This window comes from Bradyrhizobium cedriense (assembly GCF_054602315.1).
Window position 1 is genome coordinate 538,016 of sequence record NZ_JBTSWB010000004.1, and the last position, 18,037, is coordinate 556,052.

Annotated in this window: 18 protein-coding genes and 1 pseudogene; 12 read left to right on the forward strand and 7 right to left on the reverse strand. The window is 63.9% G+C overall.

Features of this window, described 5'->3' with window-relative positions; genetic code table 11:
* Positions 1-10: 10 nt before the first annotated feature.
* Positions 11-1,867 (forward strand): feruloyl-CoA synthase, encoded by a 1,857-nt coding sequence (locus ACYCVF_RS19130; protein WP_459598883.1) that lies wholly within the window; start codon positions 11-13, stop codon positions 1,865-1,867.
* A gap of 362 nt (positions 1,868-2,229) precedes the next feature.
* Here ACYCVF_RS19130 and ACYCVF_RS19135 read toward each other — a convergent pair whose 3' ends face one another.
* Positions 2,230-2,736, reverse strand: a complete 507-nt coding sequence (locus ACYCVF_RS19135; protein ID WP_061021456.1) for a MarR family winged helix-turn-helix transcriptional regulator — start codon at positions 2,734-2,736, stop codon at positions 2,230-2,232.
* A gap of 83 nt (positions 2,737-2,819) precedes the next feature.
* On the opposite strand from ACYCVF_RS19135, the gene ACYCVF_RS19140 reads away from it, so the two are divergent.
* Genes ACYCVF_RS19140 through ACYCVF_RS19150 form a run of 3 tightly spaced genes read left to right on the forward strand, consistent with a single transcriptional unit; the run spans position 2,820 to position 5,634 of the window.
* Positions 2,820-4,028, forward strand: a complete 1,209-nt coding sequence (locus ACYCVF_RS19140; RefSeq protein ID WP_459598885.1) for a cytochrome P450 — start codon at positions 2,820-2,822, stop codon at positions 4,026-4,028.
* Between the two features lie 11 nt (positions 4,029-4,039).
* A complete protein-coding gene (locus tag ACYCVF_RS19145) occupies positions 4,040-4,363 on the forward strand; it encodes a 2Fe-2S iron-sulfur cluster-binding protein (protein WP_459598887.1) in 324 nt (107 codons plus the stop codon).
* A 59-nt stretch (positions 4,364-4,422) separates the two neighbouring features.
* On the forward strand, positions 4,423-5,634 hold the full coding sequence (locus tag ACYCVF_RS19150; RefSeq protein WP_459598889.1) for an ABC transporter substrate-binding protein: 1,212 nt from the start codon (positions 4,423-4,425) through the stop codon (positions 5,632-5,634).
* 226 nt (positions 5,635-5,860) lie between these two features.
* Here ACYCVF_RS19150 and ACYCVF_RS19155 read toward each other — a convergent pair whose 3' ends face one another.
* The gene (locus ACYCVF_RS19155) at positions 5,861-7,123 is read right to left on the reverse strand and encodes an NAD(P)/FAD-dependent oxidoreductase (RefSeq protein WP_459598891.1); all 1,263 of its coding nucleotides are present in this window, start codon (positions 7,121-7,123) and stop codon (positions 5,861-5,863) included.
* Positions 7,124-7,443: 320 nt separating this feature from the next.
* On the opposite strand from ACYCVF_RS19155, the gene ACYCVF_RS19160 reads away from it, so the two are divergent.
* Complete coding sequence (locus tag ACYCVF_RS19160) at positions 7,444-8,616, forward strand: ABC transporter substrate-binding protein (protein WP_459598893.1); 1,173 nt, start codon at positions 7,444-7,446, stop codon at positions 8,614-8,616.
* Positions 8,617-8,756: 140 nt separating this feature from the next.
* Here the strand turns inward: ACYCVF_RS19160 and ACYCVF_RS19165 are convergent.
* Both ACYCVF_RS19165 and ACYCVF_RS19170 read right to left on the reverse strand, forming a co-directional pair.
* A pseudogene (locus ACYCVF_RS19165) lies at positions 8,757-8,876 on the reverse strand (LysR family transcriptional regulator); the annotation flags it as partial.
* Positions 8,877-8,895: 19 nt separating this feature from the next.
* A complete protein-coding gene (locus ACYCVF_RS19170; protein WP_459598895.1) occupies positions 8,896-9,072 on the reverse strand; it encodes a hypothetical protein in 177 nt (58 codons plus the stop codon).
* Between the two features lie 166 nt (positions 9,073-9,238).
* Between ACYCVF_RS19170 and ACYCVF_RS19175 the strand changes: the two genes are divergently transcribed.
* From ACYCVF_RS19175 to ACYCVF_RS19205, 7 genes are all read left to right on the forward strand, one after another.
* Positions 9,239-9,976, forward strand: a complete 738-nt coding sequence (locus ACYCVF_RS19175; protein WP_459598897.1) for a helix-turn-helix transcriptional regulator — start codon at positions 9,239-9,241, stop codon at positions 9,974-9,976.
* A gap of 84 nt (positions 9,977-10,060) precedes the next feature.
* Positions 10,061-10,720 carry an acyl-homoserine-lactone synthase gene (locus tag ACYCVF_RS19180; protein ID WP_459598899.1) on the forward strand — a complete coding sequence of 220 codons (660 nt, stop codon included), beginning with the start codon at positions 10,061-10,063 and terminating at the stop codon, positions 10,718-10,720.
* A gap of 1 nt (position 10,721) precedes the next feature.
* Positions 10,722-10,940, forward strand: a complete 219-nt coding sequence (locus ACYCVF_RS19185) for a hypothetical protein (protein ID WP_459598901.1) — start codon at positions 10,722-10,724, stop codon at positions 10,938-10,940.
* A 395-nt stretch (positions 10,941-11,335) separates the two neighbouring features.
* On the forward strand, positions 11,336-12,253 hold the full coding sequence (locus ACYCVF_RS19190) for a branched-chain amino acid ABC transporter permease (protein WP_061023219.1): 918 nt from the start codon (positions 11,336-11,338) through the stop codon (positions 12,251-12,253).
* Positions 12,250-13,194 carry a branched-chain amino acid ABC transporter permease gene (locus ACYCVF_RS19195; protein ID WP_459598903.1) on the forward strand — a complete coding sequence of 315 codons (945 nt, stop codon included), beginning with the start codon at positions 12,250-12,252 and terminating at the stop codon, positions 13,192-13,194. Before ACYCVF_RS19190 ends, ACYCVF_RS19195 begins: the two co-directional genes overlap by 4 nt.
* Entirely contained in the window at positions 13,187-13,954 is a 768-nt protein-coding gene (locus tag ACYCVF_RS19200; protein ID WP_459598905.1) for an ABC transporter ATP-binding protein, read from the forward strand. Before ACYCVF_RS19195 ends, ACYCVF_RS19200 begins: the two co-directional genes overlap by 8 nt.
* Entirely contained in the window at positions 13,947-14,660 is a 714-nt protein-coding gene (locus tag ACYCVF_RS19205; RefSeq protein ID WP_459598907.1) for an ABC transporter ATP-binding protein, read from the forward strand. Before ACYCVF_RS19200 ends, ACYCVF_RS19205 begins: the two co-directional genes overlap by 8 nt.
* A gap of 59 nt (positions 14,661-14,719) precedes the next feature.
* On the opposite strand, the gene ACYCVF_RS19210 is transcribed toward ACYCVF_RS19205, so the two are convergent.
* From ACYCVF_RS19210 to ACYCVF_RS19220, 3 genes are all read right to left on the reverse strand, one after another.
* Positions 14,720-15,064, reverse strand: coding sequence for a hypothetical protein (locus ACYCVF_RS19210; RefSeq protein WP_459598909.1), 345 nt, complete (start codon positions 15,062-15,064; stop codon positions 14,720-14,722).
* A 314-nt stretch (positions 15,065-15,378) separates the two neighbouring features.
* Entirely contained in the window at positions 15,379-16,359 is a 981-nt protein-coding gene (locus ACYCVF_RS19215; protein WP_459606592.1) for an FG-GAP repeat domain-containing protein, read from the reverse strand.
* A gap of 136 nt (positions 16,360-16,495) precedes the next feature.
* Positions 16,496-17,932, reverse strand: a complete 1,437-nt coding sequence (locus ACYCVF_RS19220) for a glutamine synthetase family protein (RefSeq protein WP_459598913.1) — start codon at positions 17,930-17,932, stop codon at positions 16,496-16,498.
* Between the last annotated feature and the right edge of the window lie 105 nt (positions 17,933-18,037).

An 18,037-nucleotide genomic window follows, 5' to 3' on the forward strand; every position in this document is an offset into this window, starting at 1 on the left:
GGAAGCACACATGACAGTCGCCCCAAATGGTGACGTTGCAGGCCTGTTCGCAACACCAAGGACCGTTGCAGAGCATCGCGCCGACGGCAGCATCGTGCTGCGTTCGCCCGAGCCACTGCGCGCGAGCGCCCGTTGCATCGGCGACTGGCTGGAGCAATGGGCGCGGCAAACGCCGGATGCGATCTTCCTCGCCGAGCGCGGCAATGTCGAAGCGCCCTGGACCACCGTCACTTATGCCCAGGCGTTGCGGAAGGTGCGCGCGGCGGCGTCGTGGATACTGGCGCAGGGCCTCAGCGCCGAACGCCCGCTCGTGATCCTCTCCGACAATAGCATCGACCACGCGTTGCTCGCGCTTGCCGCCCAGCATGTGGGCGTTCCCTCGGCCGCGATCTCGCCCGCCTATTCGCTGATGTCGAAAGACTTCGACAAGCTCAAGAGCATGATCGCACTGCTCGAGCCGGGCGCGATCTACGTTTCCGCGACGAAGCCTTTCGCAGCGGCGCTGGCCGCAATCAGGCTGCTGCACACGGCCCAGATCATCAGCGGCCATGACAAGGACGCTGATGCGCTGTCCTTCCGCACCATTGTGGAAACGCCGGAGACGTCCGAGGTCGCAAAAGCCTTTGCCGCGGTGACGCCGGACACGACCGCGAAGTTCCTGTTCACCTCGGGTTCGACCGGCACACCCAAGGCGGTCATTAATACCCAGCGCATGCTGACCTCCAGCCAGCAGGCGAAGGCGCAGACCTGGACCTTCCTCGAAGAGAGCCGCGGCAATCTCGTCATCCTCGACTGGCTGCCCTGGAGTCACACCTTCGGCGCCAACCACAATTTCAATCTCGTGCTGCGCAATGGCGGCTCGCTCTATATCGACGGCGGCAAGCCTGCTCCCGGCCTGTTCGCGGCGTCACTCGCCAATCTGAAGAGCGTGATGCCGACGGTCTATTTCAACGTGCCGCGCGGCTTCGATATGCTGATCGCGGCGCTGCGAAGCGACGAGGAATTGCGTCGCCGCTTCTTCGGCGAGGTGAAATTCGCATTCTATGCCGGCGCCGCGCTGCCGCAGAATCTCTGGGATGCTCTGGGGCAGCTTTCCATCGAGACCGTCGGCCGTGCGCTGCCGATGGTGTCGGCCTGGGGCTCGACCGAGACCTCGCCGCTCGCCACCGACTGTCATTTTCTTGCCGAACGCTCCGGCAACATCGGCGTGCCGATTCCCGGCACCGAGCTGAAGCTGGTCACCTCCGGCGACAAGCTGGAGGTGCGGGTGCGCGGGCCCAACGTCACGCCGGGCTATTGGAAAGCGCCGGAACTGACGAGGCAAGCGTTCGACGACGAGGGCTTTTATCTGATCGGAGATGCCGTGAAACTTGCCGATGCGAGCAGGCCCGAGCGTGGCCTGTTCTTCGACGGCCGAGTCGCGGAAGACTTCAAGCTCAACTCCGGCACCTGGGTCAGCGTCGGCACGCTGCGCGTCGCCGGCATCGCCGCGCTGGCGCCGCTCGCGCAGGACATCGTTGTCACCGGTCATGGCGGCGACGAGGTGCGCTTCCTGGTGTTTCCGAACATCGCGGCCTGCCGCGCCCATGCCGGGCTGCCCGAGGCGGCGGCCGTGAACGAGGTGCTGGCGCATGACCTGGTCAGGGCCGCGATCGCGCAGGGTCTGGCGAGGCTGAAACGGCAGAGCGGCAACTCCTCCGGCCACGCCACGCGTGCGCTGCTGCTCGCCGAGCCCGCTTCCGTTGACGGCGGCGAGATCACCGACAAGGGCTACATCAACCAGCGCGCCGTGTTGACGCGCCGTGCCGATGCAGTGGCGCGGCTGAATGATGATGCGTCGGGCGAGTGGATCGGTTGCGTCGGCTAGCATGCTGTTGCCGCGCATACGCAGCGCAGCACGCAAGCGATGCGCTGCTGAGCGGCGGCCAATCTTCACGCAGGTTGCTGATCTGGGTCTCCGCGGCGCGTGATTTCATGCCGCGCCGCGTCCGGGACACGAGAGCGGGCGCGAAGGCGCGCAAAGACAGGCCAGCAACCTTGCCGCAATATTCTGCCGATTCTTTTGTTGCTTAAGCAACTAATTTGTGCGAACCGTTCCAGACGAGCACGACGGCGGGCGAACCGCTGCGTCCAATTCCGGAGGAAACAATGCACGGCAGAAGTGGTGCCGTCGGCAAACGCGGGCGCATGCCTGGGGATGACGGAAGATGGGGCCCGTTGCGGGTCCTGTCAGACCTCGGTGCCGCCGGTCACCGCGCCGAGATTTTCGTGCAGCCGGCGCAGCAGATCGATCAGCACCTCGCGCTCGTCCTTGCTGAGGCAGGACAACAGGCGCCGCTCACGTTCGAACGCAGCGACGATCACCTTGTCGTGGGTGGCCCGGCCTCTCGCCGTCAGCGAGATCGAATGGGTGCGACCGTCGTTCGGATCGGTCCGGATCGAGATCAGCCCACGTTTTTCCAGCCCGGCCAGCGTCCGGCTCACCGGCCCCTTGTCGAAGCCGATGACGTGGCAGATTCGCGAGGCCGGAATGCCGGGCTCGATCGCCAGCAGCGACATGATCCGCCATTCCGTGACGTTCACGCCGAACTGCTTCTGATAGAACGCGGTCGCGCTGTTCGAAAGCTTGTTGGCGATGAAGGTGATGAACGCCGGGACGTAGCGGTCGAGATCGAGCGTCGGCCCCACATCCGTGGGCGCAGGCTTTTGGCGGGCTCTGGTCGAAGACGGCGGCATATCGGGTTTCTGACTCGCGGCGGGCCCGCTGACCTAATGGCATGCGCCGCCCTTTCACAAGATCAAAATGAGGGAGGTCTTCCATGACCGCGTCCGGCCCTGCTGGATCAGGCATTCCGCATCTCGACGTCGACCCCTTCGACTTGAATTTTTTCGCCGATCCGTATCCCACGCATGAGTTGCTGCGGGAGGCGGGCCCCGTGGTCTATCTCGACAAATGGAACGTGTACGCCGTCGCGCGCTACGCTGAGGTCCATGCCGTTCTGAACGATCCCGCCACCTTCTGCTCAAGCCGCGGCGTCGGCCTATCCGACTTCAAGAAGGAGACTCCGTGGCGTCCGCCGAGCCTGATCCTCGAGGCCGATCCGCCCGCGCACACCCGCACCCGCGCCGTGCTGTCGAAGGTGTTGTCGCCGACCGTGATGAAGCAGGTCCGGGATCGCTTTGCCGCGGCGGCTGAGGCGAGAGTCGACGCTTTGCTGGAGAAGCGCAATTTCGATGCGATCGCGGATCTTGCGGAAGCTTATCCACTTTCGATCTTCCCGGATGCGCTCGGCCTGAAACCGGAGGGGCGCGAGCACCTGATTCCCTATGCGAGCGTGGTGTTCAACGCGTTCGGTCCGCCCAACCAGTTGCGCCAGGAGGCGATCGAACGCTCGGCGCCGCACCAGGCCTATGTCGCCGAGCAGTGTCAGCGCGACAATCTGGCGCCCGGCGGCTTTGGGGCCTGCATTCATGCGCAGGTCGACGAGGGCGCCATCACAGCCACCGAGGCACCGCTGCTGGTGCGCTCGCTGCTGTCGGCCGGTCTCGACACCACCGTCAACGGCATCGGGGCGGCGGTCTATTGCTTGGCTCGCTTCCCGGATCAATGGCAGCGCCTGCGCGATGATCTCGCGCTCGCCCGTGGAGCCTTCGAGGAGGCCGTGCGCTTCGAAAGTCCGGTGCAGACCTTCTTCCGCACCACGACGCGCGTGGTCGAGTTGTCGGGCGCGCAGATCGGCGAGGGCGAGAAGGTGCTGATGTTCCTCGCCGCAGCCAATCGCGATCCCCGCCGCTGGGACAAGCCCGACAGCTACGACATCACCCGCCGCACCTCCGGCCATGTCGGCTTCGGCTCCGGCATCCACATGTGCGTCGGTCAGCTCGTCGCCCGTCTCGAAGGCGAGGTGATGCTGACGGCGCTGGCCCGGCGCATCGCAAAGATCGAGATCACGGGCGAGCCGAAGCGCCGCTTCAACAACACGCTGCGCGGGCTCGACAGCCTGCCTGTCACCATCACCCCGGCCTGACGAGGAGTTTCATGCCCGCCATCACCTTCATTCATCCTGACGGCAGGAGCGACCGCGTCGAGACCGGCGACGGCGAGAGCGCCATGCAGGCCGCGACTCGCCACGGCCTTGACGGTATCCTGGCTGAATGCGGCGGCAACGCCATGTGCGCCACGTGTCACGTCTATGTCGATGACAGCTGGCTCGCGCGCTTGCCTGACGTGGCCGATGACGAGGATGCGCTGCTCGACGGTACCGCGAGCGAGCGGCTGCCGAACAGCCGGCTCTCCTGCCAGATCAAGATCACGTCCGCCCTCGATGGGCTCGTGCTGAGACTGCCCGAACGGCAGGTCTGATTTTTCTCGAACGCGCCGGCATCGACCGGTGCGGCAATCGATCAAACAGGGAGGGAATGATGAAACGTCTGAAGTGGACGCTCGTGCTGGCTGCGAGCCTGGTAAACGGCGCGGCGAACGCCGAGATGTCGGACAATGTCGTGCGCATCGGCGTGCTCAACGACATCTCCGGCATCTTCCAGGACACCAACGGCATGGGCTCGGTCGAGGCCGCGCGCATGGCCGCTGAGGATTTCAATGGCGGCGGCAAGGGCATCAAGGTCGAGATCGTCTACGCCGATCACCAGAACAAGGCCGACGTCGGCAACGCCATCGCCCGCAAATGGCTCGATGTCGAAGGCGTCGATGCCATCGTCGACGTGCCGAACTCGGCGGTCGGCCTCTCCATTAATGCCCTGCTGCGCGACAGCCGCATGACCTTCCTGGCGTCCTCGACCGCAAGCTCGGATCTCACCGGCAAGGCCTGCTCGCCCAACACCATCCAATGGGTCAACGACGCCTGGGCGACCGGCAACACCACGGCGGCCGCTATGATGTCGCGCGGCGGCAAGGACTGGTATTTCCTCACGGTCGACTATGCCCTCGGCAAGGGCATCGAGGCGGAAGCGCAGAAATATATCGAGGCACATGGCGGCAAGGTGCTCGGTTCGTCCAAGCATCCGCTCGGCACCTCTGATTTCGCGTCCTTCCTGTTGCAGGCGCAGAGCTCCAAGGCGCAGGTGATCGGGCTCGCCAATGCCGGCGGCGATACTATCAACGCGGTGAAGCAGGCGGCCGAGTTCGGCATCCAGCAAAGCGGCCAGAAGCTCGTCGCCTTCCTGCTCTTCATCAACGACATCCACGGCATGGGCATCAAGGTCGCGCAAGGGCTCCAGCTCATGGAAGCTTTCTACTGGGACATGAACGACGACACCCGGGCGTTCGCAAAGCGCTTTGCCGCGCGTCCCGGCATGAACGGCAAGATGCCGAGCGGCAACCAGGCCGGCGTCTATGCCTCCACGCTCGCCTATCTCAATGCGGTCGCCGCCACCGGCAGCGACAATGCCAAGAACGTCGTGCCTGAGATGAAGAAGTTCAGGGGCAAGGACAAGCTCTTCGGCGACACCGCGATCCGCCAGGACGGCCGCGTCGTGCACCCCATGTACCTGTTCGAGGTGAAGAAGCCGGAGGAGTCGAAATATCCTTACGACTATTACAAATTGGTCTCGACCATTCCGGCCGACCAGGCGTTCCGCCCGTTGGCGGACGGTGGGTGCGAGCTGGTGAAGTAGGACGAGCTGTTGCCGCGAGCGCCGCTGCACCCTCGCCCCTTGTGGGAGAGGGTGGCTTCGCGATAGCGAAGCCGGGTGAGGGGTCTCTCTCCTCACGAATGGTATTGCGAGTGGAGAGAACCCCTTATCCCGGCGCCGTAGCCGAAGCTTCGCTTCGGCGTTCTCTAAGAACGGCGGTCGAAAGCCGCCTATGCCACCTTCTCCCCCAAGGGGAGAAGGAAAAAACCTACACCACCTTGCTGCTCCCCTGCGTGATCAGCCGCGCGGCCCGTTGATCTCGCGCGTAGATCCAGAGCCAGCTCAGCGCGACGCTGAGGCGGTGGCGCAGGCCGATCAGGAAATAGATATGGGCGATGCCCCAGATCCACCATGCGATGGTGCCGCGCAGTTTGATGCGGCCGAAATCAATCACCGCCAGCCGCTTGCCGATCTGCGCAAGACTGCCGGCATGCTTGTAGCGGAACGGGCCCGTCGCAGCACCACGCAGGCGTTCCTTGATGGTCTCGGCGACATGGCGGCCCTGCTGCTTGGCGGCCGGCGCGATGCCGGGCACCGGCTTGCCGTCCCAAGCGTTGATGCTGACGGTGTCGCCGATCGCAAAGATCTCGGGATGGCCGGGAATGGTGAGGTCGGCTTCGACCTGCACGCGCCCGGCGCGGTCGCTGGGGGCGCCCAGCCATTCGGCCGCGGGCGAAGCGCGCACGCCGGCGGCCCAGATTCTGGTCTTCGCCTCGAGCAGCTTGCCACCGAATACGACGCCCTCGCGATTGATCTCGGTGACGGCCTGGCCGAGCACGACCTCGACGCCGATCTTCTCCAGCGACGCCTGGGCGTAGGCAGAGAGCTCGTCGGGAAATCCTGCGAGCACGCGCGGGCCCGCCTCGATCAGCACGACGCGCGCCTTGTGCGTGTCGATGTTGCGGAAATCTTCGGGCAGGGTGTGATGCGCCATCTCGGCGATGGTGCCGGCGAGCTCGACGCCGGTCGGGCCGGCCCCGACGATGACGAAGGTCAGCCGCGCCGCGCGCCTCGCCGGATCGGTCTCGCGCTCGGCACGTTCGAACGCCACCAGGATGTGCCGGCGCAACGTGGTCGCATCCTCGAGCGTTTTCAGGCCGGGTGCGAACTGCTCCCATTCGTCGTGGCCGAAATAGGCGTGCCGCGCGCCGGTGGCGAGCACAAGGGTGTCGTAGGGCACCTCGCTGCCGTCGTCGATCAGCACGCAGCGACGCGTCGTGTCGACGCCGCTCACGGTGGCAAACAGCGTCGTCACTTCGCGGCGATCGCGCATGAGATGGCGAATTGGCCAGGCGATCTCGCTGGTGGCGAGGGAGGCGGTCGCGACCTGATAGAGCAGTGGCTGGAACAGATGATGGTTGCGGCGGTCGATCAGCGTGATCTCGACCGGCGCGCCAGCAAGCCGGTAGGTCGCCTCCAGGCCGCCGAAGCCGGCGCCGACGATGACGACGCGATGGGAATTTGCGGCCATGATGCACCCTCGAATCTTGCTGCTGCTCAATTCCATTTAAGTGCGGATTGGGCACCGCGGTCCAATAGCCGTCATCAATGGCCGCATAGGCACGATGTATCGATCTGACGCGAAAAAGCGCCGCAGTCCCGGTGCGGTCCTGGGCCGGCCTCGGCCGAAGTGAGTAGAATTATATTTCTTGCCATCGTCGATCGAGGCGAAATATGGTGCAGGGATGGGCGCTGAGCCATTGGCGGCTCGACAGATTTTGCGTTCAATAGCGAACGGCCCGGAGCGGCGATCAGCCGTTTCCGAGACCGATAATAGGGAGGGGAGTGGTTATGAGGACGGCATTTTGGCTGGCGGGCGCGGCGGCGCTGGTGCTGGCAAATCAGGCATTCGCTGGCGACACCATCAAGATCGGTTTCGTCTCGACCTTCAGCGGCCCGACCGCCGTGATCGGTAACGACATGCGCAATTCCTTCGAGCTCGCGCTCGATCATCTCGGACGCAAGATGGACGGCAAGCCGGTCGAGGTGATCTACGAGGACGACGGGCAGAAGCCCGACGTCGGCAAGCAGAAGACCGAGAAGCTGGTGCAGTCCGACAAGGTCGACTTCATCGTCGGCTATATCTGGTCGAACGTGCTCCTGGCCTCGCTGAAGACCGCGGTGGATTCGCAGACGTTCCTGATCTCCGCCAATGCCGGTCCGTCGCAGCTCGCCGGCGAACTGTGTTCGCCCTACGTGTTCTCGACCTCCTGGCAGAACGACCAGACGCCACAGGCGATGGGCCTCTACATGAACCAGAAGGGCGTCAAGAGCGTGTTCCTGATCGGACCGAACTACGCCGCCGGAAAGGACATGCTTGCAGGTCTGAAGAGCACGTTCAAGGGCGAGATCAAGGGCGAGGAATACACGGTCTGGCCGAGCCAGCTCGACTTCTCCGCCGAGCTCTCCAAGGCGCGTGCCTCGGGCGCCGAGTCGATCTTCGTCTTCTACCCCGGCGCCGCCGGCGTGCAGTTCCTCAATCAATATACCCAGGCCGGCCTGAAGAGCACGATGCCGCTGTACACCGCCTTCACCGTCGACGAGCTGTCGCTGCCGCTGCAGAAGGAGAACGCGCTCGGAGTGCCCGGCGCGCAGCAATGGGTCAACGACCTGCCCAACGAGCAGAACAAGCGCTTCGTCGCCGATTACCGCAAGAAGTATCCCGGCCTGCGCCCGACCTATTACGGCGCGCAATCCTATGACGCGGCGCAGCTCATCAACAGCGCGGTGGTCGCGGTGAAGGGCGACACCAGCAAGAAGGACGCGATGAAGGCCGAGATGGAGAAGGCCAACTTCAAGTCGGTGCGCGGCGCCTTCAAGTTCGGCAACAACCACATCCCGGTGCAGAGCTTCTATCTCCAGGACGTCGTCAAGGACGCCGAAGGCCAGCTCGCGCTGAAGACCGTCGCCACCATCGTGGAGAACGACCAGGATCGTTTCCACGGCAAGTGCAAGATGAAGTGAGCTGATCCTGCTCCGAGCGGCACTGCCCCTTCTCCCCTGTGGGAGAAGGTGGCAGGCATCCATACCCTCGGCACGCTCACTGGCCGCACCTCTCGGGCCTTCGCTGCGAGCCTGATGGCGGCGTTCGCCGCGCCAAAGGCCTGGTAGCTCATCGCCACGCACTCGCCGCGGCCGAGCATGAGATGGTCGATGGCTTCCTCGAGCTTGAGAATGTTGATGTTGATGTCGATGCCGAGATCGGGATAGCGGCGGCGGACGCGTCGCTTGCAACAATTGCGCTCAGCTTGCCGGGCCTTCGGGCGATACACTCACGGCCGGCGCCGCGCGCTCGCGTTGCAGCACCTCGCGCGCAAACTCGACGATCTTCTGCTTGTTTGCGGTTTCGCGGACGGCAAGAAACACGCGGTTCAATTCCAGGCCGAGCACGCTGTCGAAGCCGATGTCCTCGTCTTCCATCGTGATTTTCCTGCCTCGGACGCGTTCAGGTGTAAGTTGACGCCGTTTCCTCCAAAAGTAGATCAAATCTCGTAGCCGACGGACACCGGCAAACTACGGGAGTCGCGAATTGAGGCAGCTCCCAAACACGTGCTATACGGGATGGCGAGGGTCAGGAAACGCGCCGATGTCCGCCGGAGATGCCGTTGATTATGGCCGGGAGGCGCTCGACTTCATCGAGGGGCTTGGCGCATACACCAAGGTTCCGGATGCCATGGACGCGCTCGAAACGGCCTTCGGTCGCTTCGGCTTCGAAACCATCATCGTGACGGGACTGCCGAACCCCGATCAGCGGTTTGCGCAAATGGTGCTTGCCAAGCGTTGGCCGGCGGGATGGTTCAATCTCTATACGCAGAATAACTACGACCGCTTCGACCCAGTGGTGCGGCTGTGCCGGCAATCGGTCAATCCGTTCGAGTGGTCGGAGGCGCCCTATGATGCCGAACTCGAGCCGAACGCAGCCGAGGTCATGAATCGCGCCGGCGATTTTCGCATGTCGCGCGGCTTCATCGTTCCGATCCACGGGCTCACCGGGTATGAGGCCGCGGTGTCGCTCGGCGGCGTTCATCTCGACCTCAACGGCCGCAGCAAGCCGGCGCTGCATCTGATGGCGATGTATGGCTTCGACCACATTCGTCGTCTGCTCGGGCCGGCGCCCCATCCCTCGACGCGTCTGACCCAGCGCGAGCAGGAAGTGATCGCGTGGGCGTCTCAGGGTAAGTCGGCCTGGGAAATCGGCGAGATCCTCCACATCACCCAGCGTACCGCCGAAGAGCATCTTGCAACCGCTGCGCGCAAGCTCGGTGCCGTCAACCGCACGCATGCAGTTGCGCTGGCGATTCGGAACAAGATCATCACTCCCTGACCGGAACGTACTGGGAAATTTCCCAATATCGAGACTGCCTCTTTTGGCAGAGCTTGCCTCCATTGAGGACGAATGGAGGTTTTCATGATTCACGCAATTTCTGCAGCAAATCGCTACCTTTATGAAGACGTGCTCGAGCAGCATTTCCGGCTGCGTCACGACATTTTCGTCGAGGAGCGGCGCTGGGAGTCGCTGCGCAGGCCTGATGGCCGTGAGATCGATTCCTACGACAACGAGGATACTGTCTACCTGCTTGCGCTGGAGGGGCGCCGCGTCGTCGGCGGTCACCGGCTCTACCCCACGACCAAGCCTTCGATGATGAGCGAGGTGTTCCCGCATCTGGCGTCGGTACGCGGCTGTCCCGCGAATCCTCTTGTCTGGGAATGGTCGCGCTATTTCGTCGTGCGCGATCGTCGCGATGGCACGCTCAATCTGCAACTCATGGCGGCGGTGCAGGAGTTTTGTCTCGGCCAGGGCATCGCGCAGGTCAGCGCGATCATGGAAACCTGGTGGTTGCCGCGTTTCCATGAGGCCGGCTTCGTCGTGACGCCGCTTGGCTTGCCGGCTCTGGTCGAGAATGCATGGACCATGGCGGCGACGATCGACATTGGTCCGCAGACGCTCGATGCGCTGCATGATCGCATCGGCATGACTTCAGTCGTGCAGCAGGACGGCCCACGTCTGGACGCCGTCACTCGTGCCAACCTCTGCAGCCTCGCTGCCGTGCAACGAAAGGGCGCCTGAGATGTCGAACATGGTGCGGGACGGCCAGAGGATGGCGCAAACCAAGGACGAGAACCTCGCTTACATGACCGACATGGCGCTCGAGCTGGCGCAGATGGCGGAAGACTCCGGATTGGCGACGCTCGCCTACCTGTTCCGGATGGCGGCGCTGGAAGCCTCGACGGTCAACGGCATGCTCGCCGAAGCGGACGAGCTTCCCCGGCAGATGACGCCGCACTGAAGCGCGATGAGATCAGGATGGATCGTCATCGCGCCTCAGGTTGTTGTTTGAGCATGATCTTTCCGGAAAACCGCTGCACGCTTTTCCGGATCATGCTTTAGAGGCTAACATTCCGACGAAGGTCCCCCCTCTCTCGGGTCAGCCCGAGGGAGGGGGGACCTTTGGGTGCGGCAGGTTGCCCCATGCCGCGCGGCAATCTTCTTGCATTGCGGCACAGGTTCGGCCGTATGAGCCGAGATGCAACAAAGTGCATGTTTGATGTTAGATCGCTCTTGCCTCGGAACGATACTGCCATTACCCATTTTTCGGCCTTGAAGAGGCAGGGGGAGCTCTTTCACTGATGGCGACATTGTTCGAACATCGGCGCGAAGCTGCGTGCGCCTGAAAGAGTCCTGATGCTGCTCGTCATCGAACAGTTCTTGAACGGATTACAGTTCGGCCTGCTGCTGTTCCTGCTCGCCGCGGGCCTGACGCTGGTGTTCGGGATCATGGATTTCGTCAACCTCGCGCACGGCTCCCTCTACATGATGGGCGCCTATTTCGCTGCGACCTTTGCGGCGTGGACCGGCAGCTTCCTGCTCGGCGCGCTGATGGCCTTAGGGGCCACGCTGGTGCTCGGTATCGTGCTGGAAGTGACGGCGCTACGGCATCTCTATGGCCGCGATCATCTCGACCATGTGCTCGCGACGTTCGGCCTGATCCTGTTCTTCAACGAGGCCGTGCGGCTGATCTGGGGGCCGGCGGGCCTGGCGTTGCCCTTGCCGGCATGGCTGACCGTGCCGGTACCGATCCTGCCCGGCATTCACTATCCCGCCTATCGGCTCGCCATCATCGCGGTGGCGCTGCTGGTCGCGCTGCTGCTCTATCTCGGCGTGATGCGCACCCGCATCGGCATGCTGATCCGGGCCGGCGCCTCCAATCGCGAGATGATCGGCGCGCTCGGCATCAACATCAAGCTGCTCTACACGCTGGTGTTCGGCCTGGGAGCCGCGCTCGCGGGCCTTGCCGGCCTGATGCAGGCGCCGATCCTCACCGTGCAGATCGGCATGGGCGAGAACATCCTGATCCTCGCCTTCGTCATCATCGTGATCGGCGGCATCGGCTCGATCCGCGGCGCGTTCCTCGCCGCGATCTTCGTCGGCATGATCGACACGCTCGGCCGTGCCTTCCTGCCGAACCTGTTGCGGCAGGTGCTGAGCGGCGCCGCCGCTTCCACCGCGGCGCCCGCGCTATCGTCCATGCTGATCTATCTGTTGATGGCGATCGTGCTGGTGGTGCGGCCGGAGGGGCTATTTCCGGCCAATCGTCGATGAAAGCTTTCACGGTGAGCAAGGCCGCAACGGCCCTTTTGCTGGCGGGCCTCGTGCTGCTGCCGCTTTATTCGCAGTTGACCGGCAATATCTTCATCCTGACGTTGTTCACTCGCATCGTCATCCTGGCGCTGGCGGCGGCGAGCCTCAATCTCATCATGGGTTTCGGCGGCATGATGAGCTTCGGCCATGCCGCCTATCTCGGCATCGGCGGCTACGCGGTCGGCATGCTGGCGCAGGAAGGCGTCGGAAGCGGCTTCATCCAGTTTCCGGTCGCGCTCGCGGCATCCGCGACTTACGCGCTGGTGATCGGTGCGCTCAGCTTGCGCACCCGCGGCGTCTATTTCATCATGATCACGCTGGCCTTCGCGCAGATGGCCTATTACGTCGCCTCGGGCCTGGCGCGCTATGGCGGCGACGACGGCCTCACCGTCTACAAGCGCAGCGACTTCTCCGGCCTGATCGACCTGTCGAACCGCACGCAATTCTATTATCTCTGCCTAGCCTGCCTGTTCGGCGTGATCTTCCTGATCTGGCGCATCGTCAATTCGCGCTTCGGCCTCGTCGTGCAGGGCCTGCGCTCCAACGAGCAGCGCATGCAGGCGATCGGCTTCCCCGCCAAGCGCTACCAGCTGGTCTGCTTCGTCATATCAGGTACCATGTGCGGCCTTGCCGGGGCGCTGCTCGCCAACAACACCGACTTCGTCAGCCCGGCCGTCATGTACTGGACGCGCTCCGGCGATCTGATGGTGATGGTGATCCTGGGCGGCATGGGCACGCTGTTCGGCCCGGTCATGGGCGCGGTGGTGTTCCTGCTGCTGGAAGAGTTCCTGTCGCAGATCACGGAATATTGGGCGCTGATCATGGGCCCGCTGCTGCTGCTCATCGTCCTGTTCGGCCGTGGCGGCATCATGGGCGCTCTGGGGAGGGCTGGCCGTGGCTGAGCCTCTGCTTCGCGTCGAAAAGCTGGTGCGCCGCTTCGGCGGCATCATCGCGACGGATCACGTCTCGCTCGACGTCGCGGCAGGCGAACTGCACGCCATCATCGGCCCCAACGGTGCCGGCAAGACCACGCTGATCAGTCAGCTCACCGGGCACCTTTCCCCGCATTCCGGTAGCGTTTTGCTCGGTGGCCGCGATATCACCGATCTGCCGGCTTATCGCCGCTGCGCGCTCGGCCTCGCGCGTTCGTTCCAGATCACTTCGCTGCTGCTGGATTTCACTGCTGCAGACAATGTGGCACTGGCGGCGCAGGCCCATGCCGGGACCTCCTTCCGCTTCTTTGCCAACGCGCGCAAGGAGAAGAGCCTGCGCGATGCCGCCCATGCGGCGCTCGATCGCGTCGGTCTCGCCCATCGCGCCGATGTCGTGGTGAACAGGCTCAGCCATGGCGAGCGTCGCGAGCTCGAGCTTGCGGTCGCGCTCGCGAGCAAGCCGAAATTGCTGCTGCTGGATGAGCCAATGGCCGGCCTCGGCGCGACCGAGTCCCAGCGCATGGTGAAGCTCCTGCAGGAACTGCGCAAAGAGGTCTCGATCGTGCTGGTCGAGCACGACATGCCGGCGGTGTTCGCGCTTGCCGACCGCATCTCGGTCCTCGTCTATGGCCGCGTCATCGCGTCGGGTGATCCGGCCGGGATCCGCCAGAACGAGGACGTCAAGCGCGCCTATCTCGGCGATCAGCATGTGGTGACGCATCATGGCTGACACGCTGCTCGACGTCGAAGGCATCGAGACCTGCTACGGTCTCTCCCAGGTGCTGTTCGGCCTGTCGCTGTCTATCAGGCCGGGCGAGATGGTCTCGCTGATGGGCCGCAACGGCATGGGCAAGACCACCACCATCCGCTCCATCATGGGCCTGACGCCGGCGCGCGCCGGTACGATCCGCTTCGCTGGCACCGAGGTGCGACAGCTTCCGTCCTACAGAATCGCAAAGCTCGGGGTCGGCCTCGTTCCCGAAGGACGCCAGATCTTCCCGAACCTCACCGTGCGCGAAAATCTGGTCGCGGCTGCCGCCGACCGCTTCGACAGCAGCAATCCCTGGACGCTGGCCGCGATCTACGTGCTGTTCCCGCGCCTCGCCGAGCGCACCTCGAACATGGGCAATCAGCTCTCCGGCGGCGAACAGCAGATGCTCGCGATCGGCCGAGCGTTGATGACCAATCCAAAACTCCTGATCCTGGACGAAGCGACCGAGGGCCTCGCGCCGCTGATCCGCGAGGAGATCTGGAACTGCCTGTCGCTGCTCAAGAGCCGCGGGCAGTCGATCCTGGTCGTCGACAAGAATGTCGACCATCTCGCCCGCATCTGCGACCGTCACTACATCATCGAACGCGGCAAGACGGTGTGGAGCGGCACCTCTGACGAACTGGTGGCCGCGCCGGATTTACAGCACAAGTACCTGGGAATCTGATGTCATGGTGAGCGGATGTCACACCCTGCCTCTCGCAAGGAGAAGGGAGTCGTCCCTCGTCACCAATAGATCCCGTGGCGGTGCAACTCGCGGACCACGCGGGTCTCGATCGACGGTGCGCGACGCTTAGGCTTGGTCGCGGCCTGTGTCGGTGCGGCTGAGGCGGCCGGCGCCGTCGTGGCCGCAGGCTGCGTCGTCGCATCGGGTGTTACGGTTGCCGTCTGCCTGGCCGCCGGCTGCGCCGCAGGTGATGGTGTACCTGCAACAGCCTGCTGCTCGGTCGCCTGCTGGTTGGTATTGGCTGCCGCAAGGCTCAGGCCCCGTGAGCCGCCGGCATAGGCCTGGGTTGCGAGCACCGATATTGCCGCGATCAGAATCAGCTTGCGCATGGTCTTCCCCGCCATTTGGTCAATCCGTCTTACTCAAATCTCACCGACCGGCCGTCAACGCGCCAGACGGTGCGTTCCGATCTCGGTCAGGGTGCTCCGGCAAGACAGGCGATAGATCAGGCTGAACAATTGATCCCACATGATCGAACTCCATTGTTGATCAGTTTGGGAATTGTGCCCCTCCATCGTTTCCGGCCATCTTCGTTGCGGTAAAAAATGACTTCGTCGGCGAGGTCGAAAGCTTCATCGGAACCGCCGGCGTGAAACCGATGCACATCGGCGTGAGGGCCGGTCGGGGTAACGGTCGTTGGTTCGGTGCCCCGACGATCCTAATCGTGGACCAACATCAGCCGGCCATCCTCGAGGCCGAACACGAGTGCGGGACGATCGCGGTATTTGATGCCGCCGATATTCGTCGCGATCCGTGTCGGAAGCCTGATGCGCGCGATGTCACGCGGGCCAGGGACGAACCCGATTAGCCGCAGCGTTCGCCGTTCGAGATCCGGTACCGCGAGATCTGGATGGCCGTCGCCATCGAAGTCGGCGGTAAAGCTCATGTGCAGTGATCGCGAGCCGATGAAATGGTTCGAAACGTCGGAGATTTCCGCCGACTTTTCCAAACGATCATGCTGCCACGACCACATCTCGAGCATCCCGACGACATGAGGCTGGCGGACCAGCACGATATCCGTGGTGCCATCGCCGTTGAAATCGGCAATGCCGGCCGGATTGAGCCAAGCATGGGCGCGGCCGATCGGTGGCGTCTCCGCAATGATGGCGGTCGAGGCGGGATCGATAACTGCCAGCGCGGAGCCGCGTTTCAGATAGGATTTGACCAGCACGATCCTTTCGCGGCCGCCGATCGCAGCAACGCGCGGCTCGAGATCTTCGAACACGGCGTCACCGTCCAGGCGTAGCGTGCGTCGTCCGCCCTCGCGTCGCTCGATCACCAGGCTTCCGGCCTCGATGGCATCGCCGAGGACGCCATGGCGGTAGCGTTCAGTCGGCTCAGCGAGCCAAGCACGCGCAACGGTGTCGCGGCCTGTCGCGACGCGCCCATCCGCAAGCGCCTTGGTCGGCGCCGCCGGACGTTTGAATGCCGCGGCCGGCAGCAGGCGCATCGTTCCTGCGTCGAACTGGTACCAACCCGCGCCGATTGCAATTCGGACGTCGCCATCCCTCAAATCAATTTCGCTGACGCGGCCGGAGGCGGGCACTGTGCTCGCCTGCCATTCGGCCAAGGGTGGCGCGGACAAGGCTGGCGTGGACAAGGCGAGGAAAAACAGCAGGACCGCCGGGCGCAACCGCATCATCGTACTCCTGGATCAGGAAAATCCGGCCGTGATGCGGGGATCGGCGGCCACTTGGCGGCTTCGACCTTAAGCACGGCCCGCCGACCACGATCCACAATTCAATGTGAAGAGTTCAACGCGCCGTCCGCGCAGCTCAAAACACCTCGAAATATTCGCGGTGCTCCCAGTCGGTGACCTCGGCCAGGAAGCGGTCGATCTCGGCGTTCTTGATGTGGGTGTAGTAGTCGACGAACTCGGCCCCCAATTTTTCGCGGAAGAAGGGGTCGTCCTTCAGGGCGCTGACTGCATCGCGGAGCGATTTCGGTAATGGCGGAGCCTTGGTCTCGTATGGCGTGTCGGCCGAAGGGCCGGGGTCGAGCTTGCGGTCGACGCCGTCGAGTCCCGAGAGGATCTGCGAGGCCATGTAGAGATAGGGATTGGCGGCGGGCTCGCCGATGCGGTTCTCCAGGCGCGTTGCGGCGTCGCCCGCGCTGCCGAGCACGCGGATCATCACGCCGCGATTGTCGCGGCCCCAGATCGCCCGGTCCGGCGCCAGCGAATATGAGCGGTAGCGCTTGTAGCCGTTGATGGTCGGCGTGGTGAACACGGTGGACGCGCGGGCGTGGTCGAGCAGGCCGGCGAGATAGGCGCGGCCGAACGCGCTGAGCGGTTCATCGCCGTCCTTCGCCATGAACAGGTTGTCGCCGCTCGCGCGCGACACGACGGACTGATGCAGGTGCCAGCCGCTCGCGAACACGTTCGGCAGTTTCGGCCGGCACATGAAGGTGGCGTGATAGCCGTGGCGGCGCGCGATCTGCTTCACGGCGCTCCGAAACAGCACCATGTTGTCGGCGGGCTCCAGGCCCTTCTTCGGGGCGAACGTGAACTCGCACTGACTCGGTCCGAACTCGACCTCGACCGAGCGCAGGGGCAGCCCGAGCGCGACGATGTCACGCCGCAGGATCTCCAGCACCGGCTCCATCTGGTCGTAGCGCTGCTCGGTGAGATATTGATAGCCGTGGCTGAGCAGGCTTACCGAGGGCGGCGTGCCGGGCTGGCCGGCATCCTCGGCACGCATATGCGGATCGTCGAGCTTGAAGATGTGGAATTCCACTTCGAGGCCCGCGACGAAATCGTAACCGCGTGCGCCGAGTTCATCGAGCACGCGCTTGTACAACCCTCGCGTTGCGAACGGCACCGGGCGGCCGTCGTTGAAATGGAGATCGCACAGCACCCAGCCCGTCGTCGGCGCCCACGGCAAGACGCGAAACGAAGTGGGGTCGGCGACCATCAGCACGTCGGCGGCGCCCTCCATCTCCTTCATGCCGAAGCCGCCGCCCGCGGTGAACACCGGAAATACCGTGCGGTGCGAGGTGTCCTTGGCAAGCATGGTGGTGGTGATGGAGCAGCCGCTCTCCAGTGAAGCGATTGCCTCGGAGGCGATAATGGTCTTGCCGCGCAGGATGCCGTGCTGGTCGGGGAAGGCGAGACGGATGACCTCGAGGTTCCTCTCCTCGACGATGCGGCGCATGCGCTGAGCCGCGTCTCTCTGCTCGTCCGACCACAGCGCATGACGCGAAACGAAAGTCACTTTGTTTGCTCCTCAGTCATGATGTCCGACGGGTGCAAGACGCCTGCCATAGTCTCCGTCATTGCGAGCGCAGCAAAGCAATCCAGTATCCCTCCGCGGGGACAG